The organism is Paenibacillus sp. FSL H7-0326 (assembly GCF_001955535.1).
GTDB lineage: Bacteria > Bacillota > Bacilli > Paenibacillales > Paenibacillaceae > Paenibacillus > Paenibacillus shunpengii.
This window is the reverse complement of sequence record NZ_MPVN01000001.1, coordinates 1,106,085-1,127,175: the sequence shown is the minus strand read 5'-3', so window position 1 is coordinate 1,127,175 and position 21,091 is coordinate 1,106,085. Positions and strand designations below refer to the sequence as shown.

The following is a 21,091-nucleotide window of genomic DNA, read 5'->3' as shown; positions in this document are numbered from 1 at the left end:
TTAGCAAAATACTACATAAAAATATAAATATCTGCTTATATTACGTAAAGTGACAGTTAGCAATGTAGGTTGCCTGCTGTGTTCGAACGACATCGCTCAAGTGAACATGGGCTAGAAATCTATTTGAGAAAAGGAGCAGATCACAAATGAAGAAGATGCTCATCCTGGGCACGATAATTGCAATCCTCGTTTCGGGGACACAGATGGTCCATGCTTCCTCCGTGAAGGACGCATTTCATTTTGGCTTTAAGAAGAGCAAGGACGGACAATCCGCCTCCATTAACGAGGAAGGCTTTAAACATATTCTGGAGAAGCATGGTGCTATTTTTATGGGAGATACGAAGCAAAAGGAATTGTATCTGACCTTCGATAACGGGTATGAGAATGGCTATACACCTGCCATCCTGGATGTATTGAAAGAAAAGAAGGTGCCTGCCGCTTTTTTTGTAACAGGGCATTATCTGAAGGACAAGCCGGACCTTGTACGCCGGATGAGTCAAGAAGGTCATATTGTTGGAAACCATTCCTGGAGCCATCCTGATCTCACGATAACTTCGAATGAAAAAATAAAATTAGAGCTGGACCAAGTCAAGGAAGAGACCAAGAGGCTGACAGGCAAAGAGTATCCTTATCTCCGTCCACCTCGGGGAATCTTTAGTGATCGGACACTCGAAGTAAGCCGTGGTCTCGGATACACCGATGTATTCTGGTCCATCGCATATAAGGATTGGGATACAAACGTACAGAAAGGCTCGCAGTATGCCTATGATCAAGTCATGAAGCAGCTGCATCCAGGTGCTGTAATTCTGCTGCACTCCGTATCAAAGGACAATACAGAGGCACTTGGCTCCATCATAGATGCTGCGAGAGCTCAGGGCTACACCTTCAAAGGCTTGGATGAATTAAAGACCAAGACCTACTGAAATTAATCTGCAAATTTGATGCAAGTTTACACTCTCAACCTATATATATGCATGATATAATGAACCGCTGATCAGTATATACGCTGCCAGCGGTTTTTTATGCATTTTAAGCCAAAGCTCGTATTTTTGTGCTTTTAACCTTGTATACGCTTTATTTCCATTATATAGTTAAAAAGTGGGGTTGATCCTTGAACACATGCATTCGAAAATGAATCATGAATAACAATCATGGGAGGGAAACCGTTTGGATATCATTTGGTCTACTCGGATATTGGATTCATTCATGAAGCGTAACAAGCAATTGCCATGGGGAGATTTTCATTCAAGACTACATTGGAATTATGAGAATGGCTGCATGATGACAGCGGTTGAACGAGTATGGCGGGCGACGAACGATCCTATATATTTTGATTACCTGAAAACGAACATGGATCTATTTATTCAGGATGATGGCCATATTCATACATATCGATTAAATGAATACAATGTCGATCAACTGAATCAAGGAAAGACGTTGTTTACACTGTATGAAGAAACAGGTGAGGAGAAATACCGAATCGCGATTGAGCAGTTGATGACACAGCTTAGAAGCCATCCACGTACGGCTGAAGGGGGACTATGGCATAAGAAGATCTATCCTTTTCAAATGTGGCTGGATGGCGTTTATATGGCCTGTCCGTTGATGACAGCTTATGCAGATATAATGGGTGCAAATGAATGGTTTGACGAGGCTGTGCATGAAATTTTGTTGATGGAAAAAGTATCACGTGACCCAGAAACAGGACTACTATATCATGCTTATGATGAGAGCAGGGAACAGGCTTGGGCCGATCCGGTCACAGGCTGCTCTCCGCACTTTTGGGGAAGAGCTCTCGGCTGGTATGTAATGGCGATCACCGATGTGCTTGATACATTGCCCTTGGATCATCCTAAACGCGGCCAGGTTATCGGAATCTTCTATCGGGTGTGTGAGGCGATTATGAAGGTGCAGGATAAGGCAACTGGCTTATGGTATCAAGTGCTGAATCTGCCTGAGCAAGAAGGCAACTACTTGGAGGCGTCTGCATCTTCAATGTTTGTATGTGCACTCGCAAAAGGGGCGCGTCTCGGTTACTTGGGCAGTCATGCACTGGAAGCTGCTCGCAGGGGACATGACGGCATCGTCAGCCAGTTTGTTAAAGTGCGTGAGGATGGCTCCTACGCATTGGAAGGCATATGCAAGGTAGCTGGTCTCGGTGGTCAGCCGTATAGAGATGGATCATTCGAATACTATATTGGAGAACCGCTGCGTACGGATGATCCGAAGGGATTAGCTCCTTTTGTGATGGCATGTCTCGAGCTCGAGGCACAAATGACCGAAATAACCGAAATAACCGTATAAAATATAAGAAAAGAAGACCTTGCAATATAATGCAGGGTCTTCTTTTTTCTCTTAATATGATTTAGTGTAAATGATACCAATGGTTTTAGGTCCACAATGACTGGAAATAACACAACCTGCGGTAGCCAGCACAACCTCTTTTGCATTTGTCTTTTCCTGCAATACCCTTTGCAGATAAAGCGCATCATCCTCACACATGGAGTGAACAACGATGATAATATCTTTGTCCATTTCATTTGTTTTGCTCAGTGCATTTGACAGCATCTGATCCATCGCTTTTTCCCGTTTGCCTCTGACCTTGTATGCAGGTGTCATTTTTCCATCTGTTACTTTGATGACCGGTCTGATCTTGAGCAGACTGCCGATCAAATTTTGCATTCCCGAGCAGCGGCCGCCCATATATAGATAATCTAGTGTATCAATAACAAATTCAGTATCGACCTGTGGTCTGATCTGGGTAAGACGGTGAACAATTTCCGGAACGGTAAGCCCTTCCTCCACTGCGCGTACAGCCTTGATCACCTGAAGACCGATTCCTGTTGATAAATTTAGGGAGTCAAATACGGTAACTCTGCCATCTGGATATTCGGAAGCGGCTAGCAGTGCATTTTGATAGGTGGACGACAGCTCTGAAGAGAGGCTGATAAATAGTATATCGTAGCCTTCATCTATGTATGGGCCAAAACAGGCCATAAAATCGGCCGGTGATGGAGCTGCTGTCTTCGGTAGCCGTCCTTCTGTTTTGACACGCTGGTACAGCTCTTCTGGAACGATATCCACTCCATCCTTCAATGACTCGTCTCCGAATACGGCATAGAGAGGGACAATGCCAATGTCATACTGATGGATCCATTCTTTTGGCAAATCACTAGTACTGTCCGCAAAAATTTTAATTCGCGACATCTCAATCCCCTTTATACAAGTTAGTTTCTTCTTCACATCAAACATTATAATGCATATTTGGCGTGTGTAGCAAAAAAGGCAGCAAAAAGGTTAGTCACGAAGAGAAGAAGAGAATTTATTCTAAACCATAACGGTCATGCTGAAAAAGCCGATGACGATTAGCAGGATCAGACCATTTAGAATAAGGCCAACCAGTGGGAATGCTTTTTTTCGATTCTTTAACGCCAATCCGATAATGGAGAGGATAACACCAATGATATTCAGTCCAAGGCTGGCAAGAATCAAAAGTCCGATAACAATCACATAGAAGTTGTTCAGCATCGCCTCAGGATCGGGATTTTCAAGTATTTCAGCTGCGGCAGATGGTGATAGGGCGAGAACAGCGATGTAAAGGACCAGGGAGAGTATGCCAACGATTAGAGATGCAATACCAGGACCTGAATGTTTGATCTTGGCAGGAGGTGGCTGGAAAGTGCCGTAGGGATTGTTTACTTCTTGAAGTTGGTCGTTATTTGGTACTTGGTTATTATCCATGTAGTCGCTCCTTTATAGATTTACAGTTAACTTTTCCATAATTCAAATTAAAATGCAAGCTGTATCTCTCTATCTGTTTTGTCACAATGTTAAAGGGATGTTCACTAGTAAATGGCGCGCATATTAGGTTAAGATAATTTAGAATACATTTCATTGAGGAGTGAGCATATCAAGTGGCGAAAAAATGGATTGCCATAGGTTCGATTCTAGCGATGCTATCTGTCCTGATTGGCGCCTTTGGTGCACATATTATTGAACCGATTATTGGTGAAGAGCGGCTTACCACGTATGAAACCGGCGTACAGTATCATATGATGCATGCGCTTGGAATTTTGATTATTGCACTTATTGCCAACAGCTTCGGTCCCAAGAAGGCATTAGAATGGGCGGCAAGACTGATGTTTATCGGCATTATACTGTTCTCAGGAAGCTTATATGTGCTGAGCATAACGGGAATCGGTATTTTTGGGGCAATTACACCATTAGGGGGAATTTGCTTCATTACAGGCTGGATTCTTGTTGTCGTGTCCGTATTAAAAAAATAAAAAGTAAGGAACGGTCATTCTCACTAGATGAGATTGGCCGTTCTTGCTTATTCCTAGATATACTTCTCGATCTCGGACGTATGGATGGAGTACACCTGCTTCTCATCCACATGATAAATGCTGACCAGCTTGGATAACGCATCGAAATTGAGAACACGGCACGGAATGCTCTTACCTTTGCCATTCTTCTCACGAATATCGAGCCTGATCAGTCTTCCTTCCTTCATTGCGGTCATAAGCCATTTCTCTGAAGGACAACGGTCCACTTCTTCTCTCTTCATCGTCTCGGATGAAGGGATAAGAGAAGATTTATGAATCGGTTTCATGTTTAGATCGGATACAGCCGTTTGTTTCAAAGCTTGCTCAATTCTTGCTCCCAGCTTCAAACCGGACTGAATTCTGAAATCTGCAATTTGATCTTGTGCATTAAAAATTTCGAGAAGGGATTGCAGTGCAAGGGCATCTGACTTGCTGTGAATCATAATGTCAACGTTAAAAAGAAATTCGGTCTCGTTACTCGTGCCTGCTGACGTCGTGTTTTTCATAATAATATTTACCTCGCACTGCTCTTATAATGGAATAATTATGTACATTGATTCTCTAACTATATCATTAAAACGCAATCGTGAATACTACCATAGACGCATATTTATGCGAAAATCCAGGATTTTTTTATGAGAATAATAGCGAAATGCTAGGTTTTAAGACATGGTTCTTTTGGCATTAACACTATCCGCTCCTGTCCACACCATATAGAAGACCCAAGAATAAACTGTCGAGACGCGTTAAGAGAAGGGGGGTTACACTAATGGTGACGTTGGAGCCTGTTCAAGTTGGAGACCATACCCTTGTTGCAGTTGAAGTAAAGCTGCCCAAGACAACACTGATTACAGTCTCGACTTCCAAAGGATACATTATGTGCGGAGCACTTGATGTGAGCCTGCTGAACGAGCGTTTGGCGGCCCGTAACATTATCGCAGCCCGGGCAGTTGGCGTGAAGACCATTGCTGAACTGCTTGCTGCACCGATGGAATCTGTAACAATTGAAGCTGAAAAATTAGGCATAGTTCCTGGAATGAGCGGGGTAGAAGCGCTGCAAAGAATGCTGTGATCGGAAAGAAAAAGTAAGCTGATGAGTATTATGTGAACTAATATAAATAGCAGTCCTCTATTTGGACGATGCGAAGCTAATGATGATATTCTTCATTTCTGAGTCGTATCTCTTTATAGGAGACTGCTTTTTTTATTGAATTTATTACATAGCTTTCCCCAAAAAAATCAATGAATTCACTAAAATGAATACAATCGTGAATCGCCAAAGATTTCATTTCGTAATTTTGCATAATGGAAAGTCTGCTGGATCATGATATTTTTGTCGGAGTTTGCTTCAGTAGATAAAGCATTTAACTTGTTTCATTAAAATCGTACAAGGGTAACTTAGAACTAGTGGCGAAAGATAAATGTGATCATAAATATACGTTAAAGGATGGGATCATTATGGCTAAATCAACAAATAAAACTGAAAACAAAACAACGATTGAACAGCTGCTGAATCGTGAGGTAGCGAATCTTAATGTATTGTACGTTAAGCTTCATAATTACCACTGGTATGTTAAGGGCTCGAATTTCTTTACGCTTCATACTAAATTTGAAGAGCTGTACAATGCAGTTACTCTTCAAATGGACGAAGTGGCTGAACGACTTCTTACTATTAAAGGAAGTCCGGCAGCAACGATGAAGGAATATCTGGATCTGGCTTCTATTCAAGAGGCATCCGGCGGTGAAGATCCGAAGACCATGGTTCAAAATCTGATTGAGGATTTCGCAACACTGTCCGAAGAATATGCAGAAGGTATTGAAGCTGCGGAGGAAGCAGGCGATGGCCCGACAGCAGACATGCTTACCGGCTTCCAGGCAGATCTGGAGAAACATATCTGGATGCTGCGTTCTTACCTGGCATAAAATAGATAACTTCACAATTCTAAAGTCTGGTCGATAAGACCAGACTTTTTCATTGTATGAAGGAACAATAAAGGTCCGATAATTTCTTAGTGAATGGGGGAAAGATCATTTGATTTGCCTCCTTATTTATTATAGAATGCATAAATATTGGACCACTTAAGAAGCACCTCGGGAAGCTGTGTCTATGTAGTTTGTGTGGACAAGGGTATTTTGTTTACGGCGTCTGTAAACTTTCCCACATAAATGACTTGAGAATCATTGAGAATCAGTTTAGAATTATTATAAAGTGACACTTATCGAGTGAAGCTGGAAATCAAGGGGATACCCTATTAAATATACTTCATGATTTCAAGTGGGAAATTCATTTCTATTGGAGGTAAAGGCACATATGGCTACAAATTTCGTCATTGAAGGACTTAAAGCAGAAATAGAAGGAAAAGAAATTTTGAAGGGCATTAACCTCAATATGAATGGTGGAGAAATTCATGCCATCATGGGACCGAATGGTACGGGTAAGAGTACGCTTGCTTCAGCACTGATGGGTCACCCTAAGTATGAAGTAACTGGCGGCTCTGTTACACTGAACGGTGAAGACGTTCTGGAAATGGAAGTGGATGAGCGTGCTCGTGCAGGGATGTTCCTTGCGATGCAATATCCAAGTGAGATTGCAGGTGTAACAAATTCCGACTTCCTGCGCAGTGCAATCAATGCACGCCGTGAGGAAGGCAACGAGATTTCTCTGATCAAGTTCATCCGCCAAATGGAAGGTAAGATGAAAGATCTTGAGATGAACCCTGAGTTTGCACATCGTTACCTTAATGAAGGCTTCTCCGGTGGTGAGAAGAAGCGTAATGAGATTCTTCAAATGATGATGCTTGATCCGAAGCTCGTTATTTTGGATGAAATTGACTCCGGTCTTGATATCGATGCTCTTCGTATCGTTGCAGAAGGTGTCAATGCAATGAAGAGTGAGGATCGTGGCTTCTTGATTATCACTCACTACCAACGTTTGCTGAACTACATCAAGCCAGACTATGTACACGTTATGATGCAAGGACGCATCGTTAAATCCGGTGGTCCTGAGCTTGCAGAACGTCTTGAAGCAGAAGGTTACGACTGGATTAAGGCAGAACTGGGAATTGAAGACGAAACTGTTGGCCAAGAAGCGTAAAGAATAAGCGGAGGAGGATATCTTAAATGACAACACAAACCATTCTTCCGGTTGATTCCGAAGCGCTTCGCGCGTTATCCGAAGGCAGAAATGAGCCGGCATGGCTTTCTGAAGGGCGCCAAGCGGCACTTGATCTTGCGGGCAGCCTTGCGCTTCCAAAACTGGAAAAAACAAAAATTGAACGCTGGAATCTATCCGCGTACGGACAATACAAAGCAAGCAATGCGATTTCGTTGAATGAAGCACCTGAAGAAATCGCAGACCTCATCAAAGATGAGCAAGATGGAACTTTGCTGATTCAACGGGGCTCCAGCGTCGTGTACAGCAATCTTTCGAAAGAGCTTGCTGATCAAGGGGTAATTTTCACAGACCTCGAAACTGCAGTTCGTGAACATGAAGATCTTGTTAAGAGTCATCTTCACACGGCAGTTAAATCTGACGAACATCAGCTGGCTGCACTGCATTCAGCGATCTGGAACGGCGGTGTATTCCTCTATGTGCCTCGTAATGTGGTGATTGAGAAGCCGGTTCAAGCTATTTTGCTCGCTGAAGATGGAACGGCAACATTTGCACCTCATGTGCTCATTATTGCGGACACAAACAGCTCTGTCGTATACGTAGACAACTATGTATCAGGCAATCTCGAAGCACCTGTCTTCCATAATGGGGTAGCTGAAGTGTTTGTTAAACCAGGTGCGAAGGTTCGTTTTGCTACCGTTCACCAATTCGGAGATCAAGTAACAGACATTACTTATCGCCGCGCAGTAGTTGAGAACGATGGTACAATTGAATGGATCGTTGGTGAAATGAACACAGGTAATACAGCAAGTGATACCCTTTCTATTCTCAAAGGCAATGGATCGAATTCGGATCAGAAGACAATTGCTGTAGGTGCAGGCTCTCAGAAGCTGAACTATACGACCCAAGCGAAGCATTTTGGCAAGAGCTCTGCAAGCCAGATGATTACACGTGCGGTTATGCGTGAAGAAGCATCTGCGATCATTAACGGCATTACCAAAATCGAGCATGGTGCAACAAAAGCAGATGGTCAGCAAACGGAACGTGTTCTAATGCTGAGTCCTAAAGCACGCGGAGACGCGAACCCGATTCTTCTGATTGATGAGGATGATGTAACAGCAGGTCACGCCGCATCTGTTGGTCAAGTGAACCAAGAGCAAATCTACTATCTGATGTCACGCGGTATTTCCCGTGAGAATGCAGAAAGATTGATCATCTATGGCTTCCTTGCTCCTGTCGTATCCGACATTCCGCTTGAAGAATTGCGGGTGCAGCTGCAATCCCTTGTTGAAAGGAAGCTGGGACAATGAACGCTCAGGCGATTCGTGAACAGTTCCCCATCCTCCATCAGGAAATTAACGGACATCCATTAGTTTATCTAGATAATGCGGCAACTTCCCATAAACCTCGCGTAGTGCTTGATGCGATCAAGCGCTACTACGAGTGGGAGAATTCCAACGTTCACCGTGGAGTTCACACACTTGGAAGTCGTGCAACGGATGCATATGAAGGTGCTCGTGAGAAGGTAGCTAAATTTATAAATGCTAAACGTACGCAAGAGATTATATTTACTAGAGGTACAACAACGGCGCTCAACATTGTTGCTTCCTCCTATGGTCCTTCCGTACTGAACGAAGGCGACGAAATTGTGATCACTCCCATGGAGCATCACAGCAACTTGATCCCTTGGCAGCAGCTTGCCAAAAGAACGGGTGCTGTGCTGAAATATATTCCTCTTCAGCCAGATGGCAATATTGATCTGGCAGATGTGGAAGAAACGATCACTTCGAACACGAAAATTGTCTCTATGGCTTATGTTTCTAACGTTCTCGGAGTCATTAACCCAATTAAGGAAGTTGCTGAAATTGCGCATCGCAATGGTGCAGTTATGGTTGTTGATGGCGCACAGAGCACCCCTCATATGAAGGTTGATGTGCAAGATCTTGACTGTGATTTCTACGCCTTATCCGGACATAAAATGTGCGGACCGACCGGAATCGGTGCACTGTATGGCAAGAAGGCGCTGCTTGAGTCCATGGAGCCGGTCGAATTTGGCGGCGAGATGATCGATGATGTTGGCTTGTATGAGTCTACATGGAAGGAGCTTCCTTGGAAGTTTGAAGGCGGAACTCCAATTATTGCAGGTGCGGTTGGCCTTGGCGCAGCGATTGATTTTCTGACAGAGATTGGAATGGATGAAATCGCACAGCATGAGAGCAAGCTGTCACATTATGCAATGAGCCGTATATCTGAAATCGATGGCATTCAGGTGTATGGACCTAAGAAACGTCATGTAGGTCTCGTAACCTTTAATCTCGATGGTGTACACCCGCATGATGTAGCAACCGTGCTTGATGCAAGCGGAGTAGCTATTCGAGCAGGTCACCATTGCTGTCAGCCGCTGATGCGCTGGCTTGAAGTCGGATCTACAGCAAGAGCGAGCTTTTATTTATACAATACAGAGCAGGACGTAGACCGTCTTGTGAGCGCCTTAATCCAGACAAAGGAGTATTTTGGTGATGCAACTTGATGATCTGTATCGGCGCGTAATTATGGACCACTATAAAAATCCGCGGAATCGGGGCAGTTTTGAAGACAACTCGGTAACAGTTGATTTGAACAACCCGACCTGCGGTGACCGGATATCCCTGCAGCTAAAAGTTAAAGATGGAATTGTCGAGGATGCGAAGTATACCGGTGACGGCTGCTCCATCAGCATGTCCTCGGCCTCCATGATGACCGAAGCGGTTAAAGGGAAGACTATGGATGAAGCTTTGAACCTGGCAGATCGTTTCTCCGCCTTGATGCAAGGAGAGGAACCAGAATTTGACGAATATGAAGATATAGAAGCCCTATCCGGTGTAAATAAGTTCCCTGCGCGCATCAAATGTGCGACACTTGCTTGGAATGCGCTGCGCAAAGGGATAGATGAGGATCACAAACCACAATAACGATAGGGAGGTAGACCCACATGGCAAAAAAAGCGCCAGAAATGGAAGAGTATAAATATGGTTTCCGGGATGAGCATAAGTCCATTTTCCAAACAGGTAAAGGTCTGACGGAAGAGGTTGTAAGAGAAATCTCCCGTATTAAGGAAGAGCCTGAATGGATGCTCGAATTCCGTCTGAAATCCTTGAAACAGTTTGAGAAGATGCCTATGCCTCGTTGGGGCGGCGATCTCGACGGGCTTGATTTTAATGATATTCAGTACTACGTAAGACCTTCGGAGAAGCAGGGAAAGACATGGGAAGAGGTTCCTGCAGAAATCAAGGAAACCTTCGACAAACTGGGTATTCCAGAAGCAGAGCAAAAGTTCCTGGCAGGGGTATCTGCTCAATATGAATCTGAGGTTGTATACCACAACATGCAGAAGGATCTTGAGGATCAAGGCGTTATCTTCATGGATACTGATACAGCGCTGAAGGAGCATCCAGAGATTCTCAAGGAGTACTTCGCAACCGTGATTCCTCCGGCAGATAACAAGTTTGCTGCTCTGAACAGTGCTGTATGGTCAGGCGGAAGCTTCATCTACGTGCCAAAAGGCGTGAAGTGTGAAATTCCACTGCAGGCTTACTTCCGGATTAACTCTGAGAATATGGGTCAATTTGAGCGTACCCTGATTATTGCTGACGAAGACAGCTTTGTACACTACGTAGAAGGATGTACGGCTCCAATTTACAGCACAAACTCTCTGCATAGTGCGGTTGTTGAGATTATCGCTAAGAAAAATGCACGTGTACGTTATACGACGATTCAGAACTGGGCTCCGAACATCTATAATCTCGTTACCAAACGTGCAGTTGCAGAAGAAAATGCAACCATGGAATGGGTTGATGGTAACATCGGTTCCAAGCTGACCATGAAGTATCCTGCAGTTATTCTTAAAGGACGCGGCGCAAAAGGCTCTGTACTTTCGATTGCTGTAGCAGGTAAAGATCAGCATCAGGATGCAGGTGCAAAGATGATTCACCTTGCACCAGATACAACTTCAACGATTGTATCCAAATCAATTAGTAAGCATGGCGGTAAAGTAACGTACCGTGGTCTGGCTTCCTTCGGACGCAATGCAGAAGGTGCTAAATCGAACATCAAGTGTGATACATTGATCTTGGATAACGAGTCTACTTCGGATACGATTCCTTACAATGAGATCATGAACGATAACATCACGCTTGAGCATGAAGCTACCGTCTCTAAGGTATCTGAGGATCAGCTCTTCTACTTGATGAGCCGCGGTCTCTCGGAAGACGAAGCAACACAGATGATCATTATGGGCTTCATTGAGCCGTTCACAAAAGAACTTCCAATGGAATATGCGGTGGAGATGAATCGTCTCATCAAATTCGAAATGGAGGGAAGTATTGGTTAACCCTTGTCTCATAAGGGTTTTCCGCTCTCCCCATATGGTCCGGACCAAAATTTGACCAAAATAATTTATTTTACGTAAGACTGATAAAGGTCGAGGGCGCTATCCTCGATCTTTTTCGTTACGTGCAAATAAGTATCTGCAGTTATCTTAACGCTGCTGTGACCAAGGCGAGCAGAAACATATTTCAAGTTTGCACCTGCTTCCAGTAGGTGAATTGCATGAGTGTGTCTCAGAGCATGTGGCGACAGGATCGGAAGGTTTGCGCGCTTGCAGATTGTTTTGAAATAATCCCTTACAACGTTCGTTCTTAACCAACGGCCATCGTGTTGAAAGAAAACTAAATTCTCTTCCTTTGGAGATTCATAATTAGAGTATGCTAAACAAACTTCTTTTCTGTTGGTCCTATGGCTCTTCATAACTTTCATTGTTTTTTCATCTAATTTTATTTTGCGAAGGCTGGCTTTGGATTTCGGGGTGGATATATAGGGGGTACTATTTAGGGGATAAACAAGGGTTTTGTTTACATTAAGCATTTGTTCTTCAAAATCTATATCTTCCCAGGTTAATGCTAGTGCTTCACCAACTCGAATACCGGTTCTAGCCATTAGCAAAAAAAGGTTGTAGTACTGATTCGAAAGTTTGTACTTAGCATTCTTGACTTTGACTTGTGTCTCATTCAAGAAAACTTCCAGTTGTTCAACTGTGAAATAAAATATCTCGTCATTCTTATTAGTTTCCTTAGGGATAGAAATCTTTTGGATAGGATTCATTTTCATGATTTGAAATTCATTTATCGCGTCAAAGATCGCTGTGTTCATAATGCTGTGAATTCTTCTTACAGTACCTTCACTGTAGTGATCTCTCAATTCATTTATCCACTTTTGATATTCAAGTCGATTAATATCCTTTAATCTGTAATTACCCCATCTGGGAATTATGTTTAATCTGACATTTTGTTCTTGTAAGGTGTAAGTTATCGGTTTAACATTTGGCTTTTTAAAAACTTCTAACCATTGATCAAAATAAGTTTTAACGTTTTCCTCGCCGTCCTCACTAAAACCAAAATAATTCATATCTTCTTCGACTTTAGCTGCAGCGATTTGTGCTTCTTTTTTTGTTTTAAATCCACCTTTTGATTTGAGCTTATATTTCCCTGTTTGCTTGTCCAAATAACTTACGCGATATTCCCATTTATCATTAGGTTTCTTTCTAAAAGATGCCATTTTGAATCCTCCTAGTACTCAATCATATTCCATTTAACTTTTCCGATTATTGTTACGTTATCATCCTTTGAGCAGAATATTGGTGGATAATCTGGATTGGATGATTGAAGAACTAACTGATCTCCATTTTTGTATACTTTCTTTAGCACCGCCTCCTCTCCAATTAACACAGCTGCAATCTCACCCTCTTCAACAGTAGGTTGTTTTCTGATGAGTATAAGATCTCCATCAATTATGCGTGAGCCTATCATTGAGTCACCTTTTGCTCTCAAGAAAATATGTTCACCATTTTTTATAAAGTCTTTTGCAACTGGTATGTATTCTTCGACATCTTCAAAAGCTAATACTCCATTACCACAACATACACGTCCAACTAATGGTATTAATGTTGTTCCAATATTTGTTACATCTAATCCTAAGAAGGATTGAGCCCCGTCTAATAAATATGCAACTTCAACTTCTAGAGCTTCTGCAATTGTTTCGATCCGATCCATATCAACTCGGATTTCACCATTTTCATATCTTTGTATTGTTTTTTTAGTAACTCCAACTTTTTCTCCAAGATCTTGTAAGCTCATGTTTCTTATATCTCTATATTTCTTAATGTTACTTCCTACTGCCCAATAAAATAATTTGTAACCAGCTTGAACAGACATCAAAAATACCTCTTTTCAATGTATATTATTGTACCTATTATAACCACAAAAAGACACAATAGACAAGATATAAAATTAAAAAGTGTCTTTTTTTGGGTTGACCCCAAATTATGGATATGCTACTATGGGTTTGTCTCAATGGGACATTAAAAGACACGAATTATTCATAAATTTAGAATATGTGTCCTTTAAAGTTTTACTACAGAGACTCTCTCTTTGGAGAGGAGGTGAAAAGAGTGAAGATTACGGTTAAAGCAGCTCGTGTCAACTGTGGAATATCTCAGGAAGCCGCCGCCGCTAAGTTAGGACTGTCTTTGACCGCCTACAAACGGAAGGAAAATGGACAATCGAGATTCTATTTCGATGAGATTGTAGAGCTGAGCAAGGAATTTAATGTACCGACTCAAAATTTTTTTGGTTCCGGGTGTCGTAAAAAGACACAAGAAAATGAACTGAAGGAAAGGAAGTGTCTTTAAATGCTTGTTAACGTGAATGTTGATCAACAGGAAGTTAGAGAAATGCTGCGACAACAAATCGAGCAAGCAGTAAAGGAAGCGGATCACGAAAGTGTATTTTGGGATACCAAAGAACTCAAAAGAAGAACTTGTATGAGCTGGACTGCCATTCAAGAAACATTCTTCTTTGAACCCGGCTTTCCAAAAAGAAAGATCGGGACGAAATGGTACTACCCAGCAAGAGAAACGAGGGAGTTTCTTGAGAAGTGGCTTCAAAGATTACCAAGCTAAAGGAGCGGTGAAATGAATCAATTAGTTTTTATCGAAAACAACAAAACAGTCACAGACAGTCTTACTGTCGCTGAAGTATTCGGGAAACGTCATGACAATGTAGTACAGGACATCAAAAATCTTGAGTGCAGCAAAGAATTCTCACTCCTTAATTTTCAGGAGTCAACTTATGTAAACGATCGAGGTCGCTCTTATCCCAAATACATCATCACAGAACAAGGCTTCACACTTCTTGCTATGGGATATACGGGCAAAGAAGCAATGCGTTTCAAAGAACAATACATTGCAGAGTTTGAACGGATGCGTGAGAAACTAAATTCAGGCTTAGATGTTTCCGGACTTAGTCCTCAACTCCAATTCTTGATCCAAATGGAACAGAGCGTAAAACAAATCGAGCAACGTCAGCAACGCACAGAAAGTCAGCTCTCAACCATCAAAGAAACCTTCTTACAACGTGACGATGACTGGCGTAACAAAATCAACGGATTGTTAAACGGAGCTGCTAAGCGTTCAGGGGGGGCTTACAGAGATTTACGCACTCTTAGTTATCAGATTCTTGAAGAACGTGGGCGGTGCGACTTACAAAGACGCTTAACCAATCTAAAAGAACGCTTAGCTGACTCTGGAGCAACTAAAACCAAAATCAATGACGCGAATCGGTTGGATGTAATTGAGTCTGATCCAAGACTGAAAGAAATCTATGACACGGTTGTTAAGGAACTGGCGATTGGAACATTAGCTTAGGGAGGTGAGAGAAATGAACACTGAGGCTACTAAAGCAGTGAATGATCTTATCGTAAATTTATGCGAGTACATCAACATGAAAATCAAAAGTAACTCGGTAGAAGATCACAAACAACTACCGAGTTTGCTTGAAGCTCTTGGCAAACTAACCAATTAATCGAACTTTCCGATCATAGCATCATTAGCTTGCTTTGCAATCTTTTTGAAAAATTTATTAATTTCATCAACGTTTGTTTCGTTAAGTTCCTCAACAGATATAGAGGTGGACCTTTTACGATTGAATACACCATGTTCAATAGCAGCAATTGTTATTTCTTTAGCGATTTCTGCAGGTGTTTGCGACATTTGTTTCACCTCCCTTCGATGGTGAGTCCGACAACTAACCAGTATTCGACAGGAAGGTGCAAAAGTCCTACAAAATTTGAATCGTCTAGAAAAGAGGTGAACATGATCAAGTACAAGCATTACACCATGTATACAAGAGATACAAAAGAAGCACGTGGATGTATAACAGGGAATTACATTCCCGATATGATCAACATTCTAAAAGTCGATTGTGAAGAAACTGATCAAAAAGATTGTCCTAATTGCAACAAAGAGGAGATTGAGCCTGTATGGGGTTGATGGACGATGATCGAGGGAAGGGGAAGCCAATGCATCATGCCTTCGGAAATTATTTAAAGCAGCTGAGAACTTCTAAGAATCTAACACAATCTGAGTTAGCGGAGAAATGCGAAATAACCAGAGCTTACTTATCACATGTAGAAACTGGAGAAAGAAAAACACCATCGCCTGAAGTGCTAAGAAAAATGTCTTGTGCTCTCGGAGTTTCTTATGTAGGAATGCTTCTTAAAGCAGGGGTGCTGACGGAAGCAGATCTGATATTTACTACAAGAGAGGTGGTTACGAATCATGCATAAACCAAAAATTCAGCAGCTAAATAATATCTGCGGTTTCTTCCTTCAACTTGAAGAACGAATGAAAGCAGATTGCTATCCTAATATCGCTGTTCATGCACGTAGACAGTACCTCAAATATAACGACCGCTTAGAAATACTCAAGTTTGAGAACCAGATCCAAGATCAAACATTTGAAAGGGTGGCGTTCAACAATGTGGTGCCTTTTAGCAGCATGGTTGCTGTTTAACTTCTGGTTTTTATTCAATGTCTCACCTTTAAGGAAAGGAATTGATCCTTATGGAGAATCAGAACAAGCGTAGAAAGGCTCGTAATCAGTTAAATGAACTCTATCGAAAAATAGAGATCGAGAAAAATCCTAGAAAAATTGCATTTCTAAGAGCAGAAGTGAGCAGAATCCAAAACCAAAAGATACTGTTCAGGGTGAATTTTTGTGATAACCCGAAATGTCAAAAGGATATCTATTCAGGACAACAAGTAATCAAAGTTGGAACAAGCGGAATCTATTGCAATATGAGGTGTTGGGCCGAAACGTTTGGTGCAGTAACTATTACTGTAGGTGAAGCAGTATGCAGCTCCAAGTAAGGATTAAAGCAAGTGAAAAGCCTGAGGATATTATGGCATTGAAGCTTGTCGGAGGAAAATTGAATCTTGATGGTCCTAAACCAAAATACACTTTTGAGAACGAAGCACATCGAGTTGAGTACGATCGGATGCGGCGTAAAATCCGCGAGGAAATGAAAAACGACTTCAGCTGCGGGAACAGCTAAAGTCGTACACGATCACAAGCATTATTCGCACTTAATATATCAATATTCTTTGAATTTGTAAATATGCCTCCATTCTATCATATGGACAAGCATTTATATAAGGAGTGAACGAACAGGTTCAGGAAGGAGCTGACCAATGTGGCAAAGAAGCTCAATCTAAAAAGTGAGATCCCTAACCGGTATGGTGTTGATTTAAAAACATACTTGGAAGATGCCTATTTTAACAGAAGTATGGATCAATACAAAATAGCCACGGAAGTGGGATGTTCTCCAGCTGCTATATGCATGTGGTTTAAGAAACTTGATATACAAGTTCACCCGAACGGTACATTCCAAAAAGGTAGAAAAGCCACAGAAAAACAAATTGAAGCAATAAAAAGAACGCACACAGGAAAGCATGTGTCCTCAGCAACCAGACAGAAAATGTCCCAATCGAGAAAAGGAAAGTCATATATCGGTAAATCCGATTATTTCCAAGGCAAAAGACATAGATCAGATGGTTACATCCAGATTTATAAACCAGACCTTCCTCATGCTGCTACTGATGGATATGTAATGGAACACAGACTAGTAATGGAAAAGAAACTTGGAAGATATCTGAAACCTGAAGAAGAAGTGCATCACATAAATGAAATTAAACATGATAATCGACCTGAGAATTTGCACTTATTTGGATCGAAAAAAGAACACATGTCTCATCACATGAAGTTACGACACAGAGAGAGAAGACAAAGGGAGGCAACACAATGAATCGAGTATGTTTGGTAGGACGTTTAACTCGTGACCCAGAATTGCGGTACACACCTGCAGGAGTAGCTGTAACACAATTTACGCTTGCTGTAGACCGTCCATTTACAAACCAAGCTGGAGATAAAGAAGCGGATTTTATTCCGATCGTTACCTGGAGGCAGCTGGCTGAAACCTGTGCCAATTATCTAAAAAAGGGACGACTTACAGCTGTCGAAGGAAGAATCCAAATTCGAAACTATGAGAATAACGAGGGCAAGCGTGTTTATGTAACGGAAGTAATCGCTGACAATGTACGGTTCTTAGAAGGGAATAGGGACCGATCGCAAGGTCAGGAACAAGACTCGAGTAATTATCAACGCAATAATAACGATCCTTTTTCTAATGATGGTAAACCAATTGATATCTCAGATGATGATCTGCCGTTTTAAGGCGGTGCCTTAGATGGATGAAGATCTAATCCTGGAGTATATCAGGCAATACAAGAAATACCGTGAAGCAGCTGACGAGTACGACGATGAGACTCCGGCCGGCTTAGCTTACAAGATCAAACTGCTGACCCAGGCTCACATATTTATGGGCCGGGTCTCAGCCTTCAAAGATGGGGAGTACAAGCGTATTTATAATCAGCGCAAACGACTTTACGCAGAGACTAAACGTGATGCTCCTAAGGGAGATAAAACCAATGCAGCTGAGCTGGCCGTCTTGGATCTGAGGGATAAGGAAGCTAACGCCTATGAATCAATGCATTTATGGCGTAATGAATTTGCTTCTCTAACTGAACATCTACACGAACTGCGGCTTAGGCTGCGTGTCGATCTAAACACATATATAGGAGGCGGTCAGGATGTTTGAACATAGACCGGTGCCTAAAGTACAACACAGGCGAAATAAACCGAAACGAGGACGACATACGGCTATTACTGACAAATGCAGTAACGAAGTAAAAAGACGTGTGGCTGCTCTTACAATCGAAGGATATATCATTTGCGAGAAGTGTGGGTGTAGCGTGCCTAAGATTCGTTTTGAGCGAGCTCACCTGATCAATGCAAGTCAGTATGGCGAAGGCGGTCAGCCGTGGAATATTGCCATTCTCTGTGGTCCTAAGACGGAAACAGGCACTTGCCATCAATGGGCAGATGAAACGGCAGAGGGAAACGCCTGGAAGCTCCAGAAGCGTGCTGAATTGATTGAATATTACACAACCGGCGAAGGCCGGATATGGTGGACTGAGTAGGTGATGATAAATGGCTTGGATAGAAAGCCACCAGGAACTGGAAAGCCATCCTAAAACGAAAAAGTTAAAGCGATTACTCGGAGTTCCTTTACCGACTGTAATTGGATACTTACACATGCTTTGGTGGTGGGCAATGAATTATGCCCAGGATGGAGATTTAACGCGGTACGAACCTGAGGATGTGGAAGACGCATGCCATTGGGACGGAGAACCGGGACACTTGTACAACTCTTTGAAAGAATCGAGATTCATTGATGAGAATGATTTCATTCATGATTGGCTTGATTATGCAGGGCGGCTCGTGGAAAGACGTGAACAAAACAAGGAACGGAAACGGAAGTCACGGGCAAAGCAGAAACAGTCACAGATAGGTCACGATGATGTCACGCGTGACGGCTCCGTGACAGGTGAGGGAGTCACAGGGCTACCCAACACAACACAACCAAACCAAACAGAACCATACCCAACCCAACCGAACCTACCAAACCAACTAGAATTTGGTGGTGGTGATTTAAACCCTTATCGAATTTTTGAACAAGAAGGATTTGGAACAATAAGTCCTGTCATTCACGATGAAATAGACGATCTTGTTATAACCTATGGAATCCGCTGGTACCTAGAAGCAATGAAGAAAGCTGTTTTAAAAGGCAAACGCTCATTGGCTTACGTAAATGGAATTTTGTCGAATTGGAAATCGGATGGAATAGATGAACCGTGGAAAGGAGATGGAGGAAATGAAGAGTCTGAAAGACGCACTCAAGGGAACCTACGACCTGGAAGAGATAAAAAGGAGAGCGAGTTCGCACACCTCGACGCCTAATCCTAAACCGGTTGATCTATCAAAGTATCGATGCAAGAAATGCAAGGACGAAGAAGGCTACCTGGTCCGGATCCAAACAGGTGAAGGTGAGTTCGACTATCAAGATGTATGGCGAGATTGCGAATGTAAGAAAGAACGCAAATTAAGCCGGTTGATGAAGTCCAGTAATATTACTGATGAATTTCGCAAGAAGACATTTACAAACTTTGAGCTGGGTGGTCGGCCAGACGTAGTGGGAAAAGCTTACCATCTCGCTCAAAAATATATGCAGATGTTTCCGGAGATATACCAAACACGAAAAAATAGTTTAGCTCTTCTAGGTAGACCTGGAAGCGGCAAAACTCATCTCTTAATCGCGGTATCTAATCACCTGCTGCTACAGGGAGTAGGAGTTGTGTACTTTCCATGGGTTGAAGGATTCAATGAGCTTAAAGCTAACCTTGATAACCTCGAAGAACGGATTATCTTGCTCCAGAAAGCAGAGTTGCTTTTTATAGACGATGTATTCAAGGGAAGAAAAGAACCAACGGATTTCCAGATAGAGCAACTCTTTGCAATCCTGAATTACAGATATCTCGAAAATCTACCCATCATGATTAGCTCAGAAAAAACAATGTCCATGATCTGTCAGATAGATGAGGGAATCGGCAGCCGAATCAATGAAATGTGCCGAGACTATAAGGCTACATTAACAGGCGGTATAGAGTTGAATTATCGATTACAGTGAGGTGTGAAGGGATGAAACATTCTATAACCAAGAAACAATTTGACATAGCAGAATCAAACGGAATCTCAAAAAAAACAGTAAATTACAGATTATCACAAGGGTGGAGCATTCAAAAAGCTATAACAGAGCCACCTCGGAAAGTATCTGAGGATTTGAAAATGTGGAGAGAGCAAGCTGCTAAGAACGGAATAAACCACCATACATTCAGAAACAGAATTCATAAGAGTAACTGGACTTATGAAGAAGCGGCCACTATTCCGGCTGGGCAAAGAAATTCGCGATTTCAAAAAGCAGATGACATTGATGATTATGATCTGATGGATAAAGACTTCGATCGTTTCCTACAAATCGGAATCGAAGAACATCAATGGGAGACCACACGAGCTGCGCGTTATGAATGGACGCTTCCTGATTTAGTCTATCTGGCTAAATACTTGCACGTTGAAGGGGTTGGCGATATGGCTAGACACTTTGCCCTCCGAGTTCAAGATATCAAGGACAAAGTTCATGAACTTAAGGAGAGCGGTGACTGGAATCTATATCAAAGACTAACTGATGATGAGTTTGAAAAGATTGTTCTTGCCAAGGAGCGTTGGAAACATGCTAAAGAACTTGTCAGCTGCTGAACTCGAAGATATCGCTGCAGATGAATTCCTTGACTATGACATTCGCATCGAAGCAACAAAAGAGATTATGCA

32 protein-coding genes are annotated in these 21,091 nt (G+C 42.3%); 26 read left to right on the top strand and 6 right to left on the bottom strand.

Translation table 11 applies throughout. The annotated features are described in order from the left end of the window. Positions 1-146: 146 nt before the first annotated feature. Entirely contained in the window at positions 147-923 is a 777-nt protein-coding gene (gene pdaA, locus BK126_RS05455; RefSeq protein WP_076311637.1) for a delta-lactam-biosynthetic de-N-acetylase, read from the top strand. Positions 924-1,167: 244 nt separating this feature from the next. After that, positions 1,168-2,304, top strand: coding sequence for a glycoside hydrolase family 88/105 protein (locus BK126_RS05450; protein WP_076311636.1), 1,137 nt, complete (start codon positions 1,168-1,170; stop codon positions 2,302-2,304). 51 nt (positions 2,305-2,355) lie between these two features. On the opposite strand, the gene BK126_RS05445 is transcribed toward BK126_RS05450, so the two are convergent. After that, on the bottom strand, positions 2,356-3,207 hold the full coding sequence (locus BK126_RS05445) for a DegV family protein (RefSeq protein WP_076311635.1): 852 nt from the start codon (positions 3,205-3,207) through the stop codon (positions 2,356-2,358). A 120-nt stretch (positions 3,208-3,327) separates the two neighbouring features. Next, positions 3,328-3,741 (bottom strand): hypothetical protein, encoded by a 414-nt coding sequence (locus tag BK126_RS05440; protein ID WP_083655730.1) that lies wholly within the window; start codon positions 3,739-3,741, stop codon positions 3,328-3,330. Positions 3,742-3,953: 212 nt separating this feature from the next. Here BK126_RS05440 and BK126_RS05435 point away from each other — a divergent pair, with 212 nt between their 5' ends. Then, the gene (locus tag BK126_RS05435) at positions 3,954-4,286 is read left to right on the top strand and encodes a DUF423 domain-containing protein (RefSeq protein WP_371264536.1); all 333 of its coding nucleotides are present in this window, start codon (positions 3,954-3,956) and stop codon (positions 4,284-4,286) included. Between the two features lie 53 nt (positions 4,287-4,339). Here BK126_RS05435 and BK126_RS05430 read toward each other — a convergent pair whose 3' ends face one another. Beyond that, positions 4,340-4,831 carry a hypothetical protein gene (locus BK126_RS05430; RefSeq protein WP_076311633.1) on the bottom strand — a complete coding sequence of 164 codons (492 nt, stop codon included), beginning with the start codon at positions 4,829-4,831 and terminating at the stop codon, positions 4,340-4,342. A gap of 263 nt (positions 4,832-5,094) precedes the next feature. Between BK126_RS05430 and BK126_RS05425 the strand changes: the two genes are divergently transcribed. The 7 genes from BK126_RS05425 (at position 5,095) to sufB (ending at position 11,806) form a co-directional block, all read left to right on the top strand. Further along, entirely contained in the window at positions 5,095-5,397 is a 303-nt protein-coding gene (locus BK126_RS05425) for a YunC family protein (protein ID WP_076311632.1), read from the top strand. A gap of 386 nt (positions 5,398-5,783) precedes the next feature. Further along, positions 5,784-6,248, top strand: coding sequence for a Dps family protein (locus BK126_RS05420; protein ID WP_047909953.1), 465 nt, complete (start codon positions 5,784-5,786; stop codon positions 6,246-6,248). A gap of 388 nt (positions 6,249-6,636) precedes the next feature. Next, on the top strand, positions 6,637-7,419 hold the full coding sequence (sufC, locus tag BK126_RS05415; protein ID WP_076311631.1) for a Fe-S cluster assembly ATPase SufC: 783 nt from the start codon (positions 6,637-6,639) through the stop codon (positions 7,417-7,419). 26 nt (positions 7,420-7,445) lie between these two features. After that, entirely contained in the window at positions 7,446-8,747 is a 1,302-nt protein-coding gene (gene sufD, locus BK126_RS05410) for a Fe-S cluster assembly protein SufD (protein WP_076311630.1), read from the top strand. After that, positions 8,744-9,967: a cysteine desulfurase gene (locus BK126_RS05405; RefSeq protein ID WP_076311629.1), complete on the top strand. Its 1,224-nt coding sequence runs from the start codon at positions 8,744-8,746 to the stop codon at positions 9,965-9,967. The genes sufD and BK126_RS05405 overlap by 4 nt, the downstream gene beginning before the upstream one ends. Then, positions 9,957-10,388: a Fe-S cluster assembly sulfur transfer protein SufU gene (sufU, locus tag BK126_RS05400; RefSeq protein WP_076311628.1), complete on the top strand. Its 432-nt coding sequence runs from the start codon at positions 9,957-9,959 to the stop codon at positions 10,386-10,388. The genes BK126_RS05405 and sufU overlap by 11 nt, the downstream gene beginning before the upstream one ends. A gap of 20 nt (positions 10,389-10,408) precedes the next feature. Continuing rightward, positions 10,409-11,806 carry a Fe-S cluster assembly protein SufB gene (gene sufB, locus BK126_RS05395; protein WP_076311627.1) on the top strand — a complete coding sequence of 466 codons (1,398 nt, stop codon included), beginning with the start codon at positions 10,409-10,411 and terminating at the stop codon, positions 11,804-11,806. A 65-nt stretch (positions 11,807-11,871) separates the two neighbouring features. Here the strand turns inward: sufB and BK126_RS05390 are convergent, their stop codons facing one another. Then, positions 11,872-13,029, bottom strand: a complete 1,158-nt coding sequence (locus BK126_RS05390; protein WP_076311626.1) for a site-specific integrase — start codon at positions 13,027-13,029, stop codon at positions 11,872-11,874. A gap of 11 nt (positions 13,030-13,040) precedes the next feature. Further along, positions 13,041-13,685, bottom strand: coding sequence for a LexA family protein (locus BK126_RS05385; RefSeq protein ID WP_076311625.1), 645 nt, complete (start codon positions 13,683-13,685; stop codon positions 13,041-13,043). 236 nt (positions 13,686-13,921) lie between these two features. On the opposite strand from BK126_RS05385, the gene BK126_RS05380 reads away from it, so the two are divergent. From BK126_RS05380 to BK126_RS29320, 4 genes are read left to right on the top strand one after another with little or no spacing between them, the layout of a single operon-like run. Beyond that, positions 13,922-14,161, top strand: a complete 240-nt coding sequence (locus BK126_RS05380; RefSeq protein WP_076311624.1) for a helix-turn-helix transcriptional regulator — start codon at positions 13,922-13,924, stop codon at positions 14,159-14,161. Beyond that, positions 14,162-14,431 carry a group-specific protein gene (locus BK126_RS05375; RefSeq protein WP_076311623.1) on the top strand — a complete coding sequence of 90 codons (270 nt, stop codon included), beginning with the start codon at positions 14,162-14,164 and terminating at the stop codon, positions 14,429-14,431. 12 nt (positions 14,432-14,443) lie between these two features. Then, a complete protein-coding gene (locus BK126_RS05370; protein WP_076311622.1) occupies positions 14,444-15,175 on the top strand; it encodes a Rha family transcriptional regulator in 732 nt (243 codons plus the stop codon). Between the two features lie 13 nt (positions 15,176-15,188). Further along, positions 15,189-15,332, top strand: coding sequence for a hypothetical protein (locus tag BK126_RS29320; RefSeq protein WP_179085518.1), 144 nt, complete (start codon positions 15,189-15,191; stop codon positions 15,330-15,332). On the opposite strand, the gene BK126_RS05365 is transcribed toward BK126_RS29320, so the two are convergent. After that, on the bottom strand, positions 15,329-15,520 hold the full coding sequence (locus tag BK126_RS05365) for a GTPase-activating protein (protein WP_076311621.1): 192 nt from the start codon (positions 15,518-15,520) through the stop codon (positions 15,329-15,331). The genes BK126_RS29320 and BK126_RS05365 overlap by 4 nt on opposite strands. 102 nt (positions 15,521-15,622) lie before the next feature. On the opposite strand from BK126_RS05365, the gene BK126_RS29315 reads away from it, so the two are divergent. The 12 genes from BK126_RS29315 (at position 15,623) to BK126_RS05310 (ending at position 21,019) form a co-directional block, all read left to right on the top strand. After that, complete coding sequence (locus tag BK126_RS29315; protein ID WP_179085517.1) at positions 15,623-15,799, top strand: hypothetical protein; 177 nt, start codon at positions 15,623-15,625, stop codon at positions 15,797-15,799. Further along, complete coding sequence (locus BK126_RS05360) at positions 15,790-16,095, top strand: helix-turn-helix domain-containing protein (protein WP_076311620.1); 306 nt, start codon at positions 15,790-15,792, stop codon at positions 16,093-16,095. Before BK126_RS29315 ends, BK126_RS05360 begins: the two co-directional genes overlap by 10 nt. Beyond that, positions 16,088-16,321, top strand: a complete 234-nt coding sequence (locus tag BK126_RS05355; protein WP_076311619.1) for a hypothetical protein — start codon at positions 16,088-16,090, stop codon at positions 16,319-16,321. The genes BK126_RS05360 and BK126_RS05355 overlap by 8 nt, the downstream gene beginning before the upstream one ends. A 50-nt stretch (positions 16,322-16,371) precedes the next feature. After that, positions 16,372-16,677: a hypothetical protein gene (locus BK126_RS05350; protein ID WP_076311618.1), complete on the top strand. Its 306-nt coding sequence runs from the start codon at positions 16,372-16,374 to the stop codon at positions 16,675-16,677. Beyond that, on the top strand, positions 16,662-16,862 hold the full coding sequence (locus tag BK126_RS05345; protein ID WP_076311617.1) for a hypothetical protein: 201 nt from the start codon (positions 16,662-16,664) through the stop codon (positions 16,860-16,862). Before BK126_RS05350 ends, BK126_RS05345 begins: the two co-directional genes overlap by 16 nt. A gap of 138 nt (positions 16,863-17,000) precedes the next feature. Next, positions 17,001-17,612: an HNH endonuclease gene (locus BK126_RS05340; RefSeq protein ID WP_076311616.1), complete on the top strand. Its 612-nt coding sequence runs from the start codon at positions 17,001-17,003 to the stop codon at positions 17,610-17,612. Further along, a complete protein-coding gene (gene ssb / locus BK126_RS05335) occupies positions 17,609-18,040 on the top strand; it encodes a single-stranded DNA-binding protein (RefSeq protein WP_076311615.1) in 432 nt (143 codons plus the stop codon). The genes BK126_RS05340 and ssb overlap by 4 nt, the downstream gene beginning before the upstream one ends. A 13-nt stretch (positions 18,041-18,053) precedes the next feature. After that, positions 18,054-18,464, top strand: a complete 411-nt coding sequence (locus BK126_RS05330; protein WP_076311614.1) for a hypothetical protein — start codon at positions 18,054-18,056, stop codon at positions 18,462-18,464. Then, positions 18,457-18,846 carry a hypothetical protein gene (locus BK126_RS05325; protein WP_076311613.1) on the top strand — a complete coding sequence of 130 codons (390 nt, stop codon included), beginning with the start codon at positions 18,457-18,459 and terminating at the stop codon, positions 18,844-18,846. The genes BK126_RS05330 and BK126_RS05325 overlap by 8 nt, the downstream gene beginning before the upstream one ends. Before the next feature lie 10 nt (positions 18,847-18,856). Continuing rightward, positions 18,857-19,666, top strand: a complete 810-nt coding sequence (locus BK126_RS28745) for a DnaD domain-containing protein (RefSeq protein ID WP_256702711.1) — start codon at positions 18,857-18,859, stop codon at positions 19,664-19,666. Beyond that, positions 19,581-20,393, top strand: a complete 813-nt coding sequence (locus BK126_RS05315; RefSeq protein ID WP_076311612.1) for an ATP-binding protein — start codon at positions 19,581-19,583, stop codon at positions 20,391-20,393. The genes BK126_RS28745 and BK126_RS05315 overlap by 86 nt, the downstream gene beginning before the upstream one ends. Positions 20,394-20,404: 11 nt before the next feature. Next, positions 20,405-21,019: a hypothetical protein gene (locus tag BK126_RS05310; protein WP_076311611.1), complete on the top strand. Its 615-nt coding sequence runs from the start codon at positions 20,405-20,407 to the stop codon at positions 21,017-21,019. Positions 21,020-21,091: the final 72 nt, after the last annotated feature.

Coding starts and splice junctions, on each gene's coding strand:
- pdaA (WP_076311637.1), top strand. CDS start 147: ATGAAGAAGATGCTCATCCTGGGCACGATAATTGCAATCCTCGTTTCG.
- BK126_RS05445 (WP_076311635.1), bottom strand. CDS start 3,207: ATGTCGCGAATTAAAATTTTTGCGGACAGTACTAGTGATTTGCCAAAA.
- BK126_RS05440 (WP_083655730.1), bottom strand. CDS start 3,741: ATGGATAATAACCAAGTACCAAATAACGACCAACTTCAAGAAGTAAAC.
- BK126_RS05435 (WP_371264536.1), top strand. CDS start 3,954: ATGCTATCTGTCCTGATTGGCGCCTTTGGTGCACATATTATTGAACCG.
- BK126_RS05430 (WP_076311633.1), bottom strand. CDS start 4,831: ATGAAAAACACGACGTCAGCAGGCACGAGTAACGAGACCGAATTTCTT.
- BK126_RS05425 (WP_076311632.1), top strand. CDS start 5,095: ATGGTGACGTTGGAGCCTGTTCAAGTTGGAGACCATACCCTTGTTGCA.
- BK126_RS05420 (WP_047909953.1), top strand. CDS start 5,784: ATGGCTAAATCAACAAATAAAACTGAAAACAAAACAACGATTGAACAG.
- sufC (WP_076311631.1), top strand. CDS start 6,637: ATGGCTACAAATTTCGTCATTGAAGGACTTAAAGCAGAAATAGAAGGA.
- sufD (WP_076311630.1), top strand. CDS start 7,446: ATGACAACACAAACCATTCTTCCGGTTGATTCCGAAGCGCTTCGCGCG.
- BK126_RS05405 (WP_076311629.1), top strand. CDS start 8,744: ATGAACGCTCAGGCGATTCGTGAACAGTTCCCCATCCTCCATCAGGAA.
- sufU (WP_076311628.1), top strand. CDS start 9,957: ATGCAACTTGATGATCTGTATCGGCGCGTAATTATGGACCACTATAAA.
- sufB (WP_076311627.1), top strand. CDS start 10,409: ATGGCAAAAAAAGCGCCAGAAATGGAAGAGTATAAATATGGTTTCCGG.
- BK126_RS05390 (WP_076311626.1), bottom strand. CDS start 13,029: ATGGCATCTTTTAGAAAGAAACCTAATGATAAATGGGAATATCGCGTA.
- BK126_RS05385 (WP_076311625.1), bottom strand. CDS start 13,685: ATGTCTGTTCAAGCTGGTTACAAATTATTTTATTGGGCAGTAGGAAGT.
- BK126_RS05375 (WP_076311623.1), top strand. CDS start 14,162: ATGCTTGTTAACGTGAATGTTGATCAACAGGAAGTTAGAGAAATGCTG.
- BK126_RS05370 (WP_076311622.1), top strand. CDS start 14,444: ATGAATCAATTAGTTTTTATCGAAAACAACAAAACAGTCACAGACAGT.
- BK126_RS29320 (WP_179085518.1), top strand. CDS start 15,189: ATGAACACTGAGGCTACTAAAGCAGTGAATGATCTTATCGTAAATTTA.
- BK126_RS05365 (WP_076311621.1), bottom strand. CDS start 15,520: ATGTCGCAAACACCTGCAGAAATCGCTAAAGAAATAACAATTGCTGCT.
- BK126_RS29315 (WP_179085517.1), top strand. CDS start 15,623: ATGATCAAGTACAAGCATTACACCATGTATACAAGAGATACAAAAGAA.
- BK126_RS05360 (WP_076311620.1), top strand. CDS start 15,790: ATGGGGTTGATGGACGATGATCGAGGGAAGGGGAAGCCAATGCATCAT.
- BK126_RS05355 (WP_076311619.1), top strand. CDS start 16,088: ATGCATAAACCAAAAATTCAGCAGCTAAATAATATCTGCGGTTTCTTC.
- BK126_RS05350 (WP_076311618.1), top strand. CDS start 16,372: ATGGAGAATCAGAACAAGCGTAGAAAGGCTCGTAATCAGTTAAATGAA.
- BK126_RS05345 (WP_076311617.1), top strand. CDS start 16,662: ATGCAGCTCCAAGTAAGGATTAAAGCAAGTGAAAAGCCTGAGGATATT.
- ssb (WP_076311615.1), top strand. CDS start 17,609: ATGAATCGAGTATGTTTGGTAGGACGTTTAACTCGTGACCCAGAATTG.
- BK126_RS05330 (WP_076311614.1), top strand. CDS start 18,054: ATGGATGAAGATCTAATCCTGGAGTATATCAGGCAATACAAGAAATAC.
- BK126_RS05325 (WP_076311613.1), top strand. CDS start 18,457: ATGTTTGAACATAGACCGGTGCCTAAAGTACAACACAGGCGAAATAAA.
- BK126_RS28745 (WP_256702711.1), top strand. CDS start 18,857: ATGGCTTGGATAGAAAGCCACCAGGAACTGGAAAGCCATCCTAAAACG.
- BK126_RS05315 (WP_076311612.1), top strand. CDS start 19,581: ATGAAGAGTCTGAAAGACGCACTCAAGGGAACCTACGACCTGGAAGAG.
- BK126_RS05310 (WP_076311611.1), top strand. CDS start 20,405: ATGAAACATTCTATAACCAAGAAACAATTTGACATAGCAGAATCAAAC.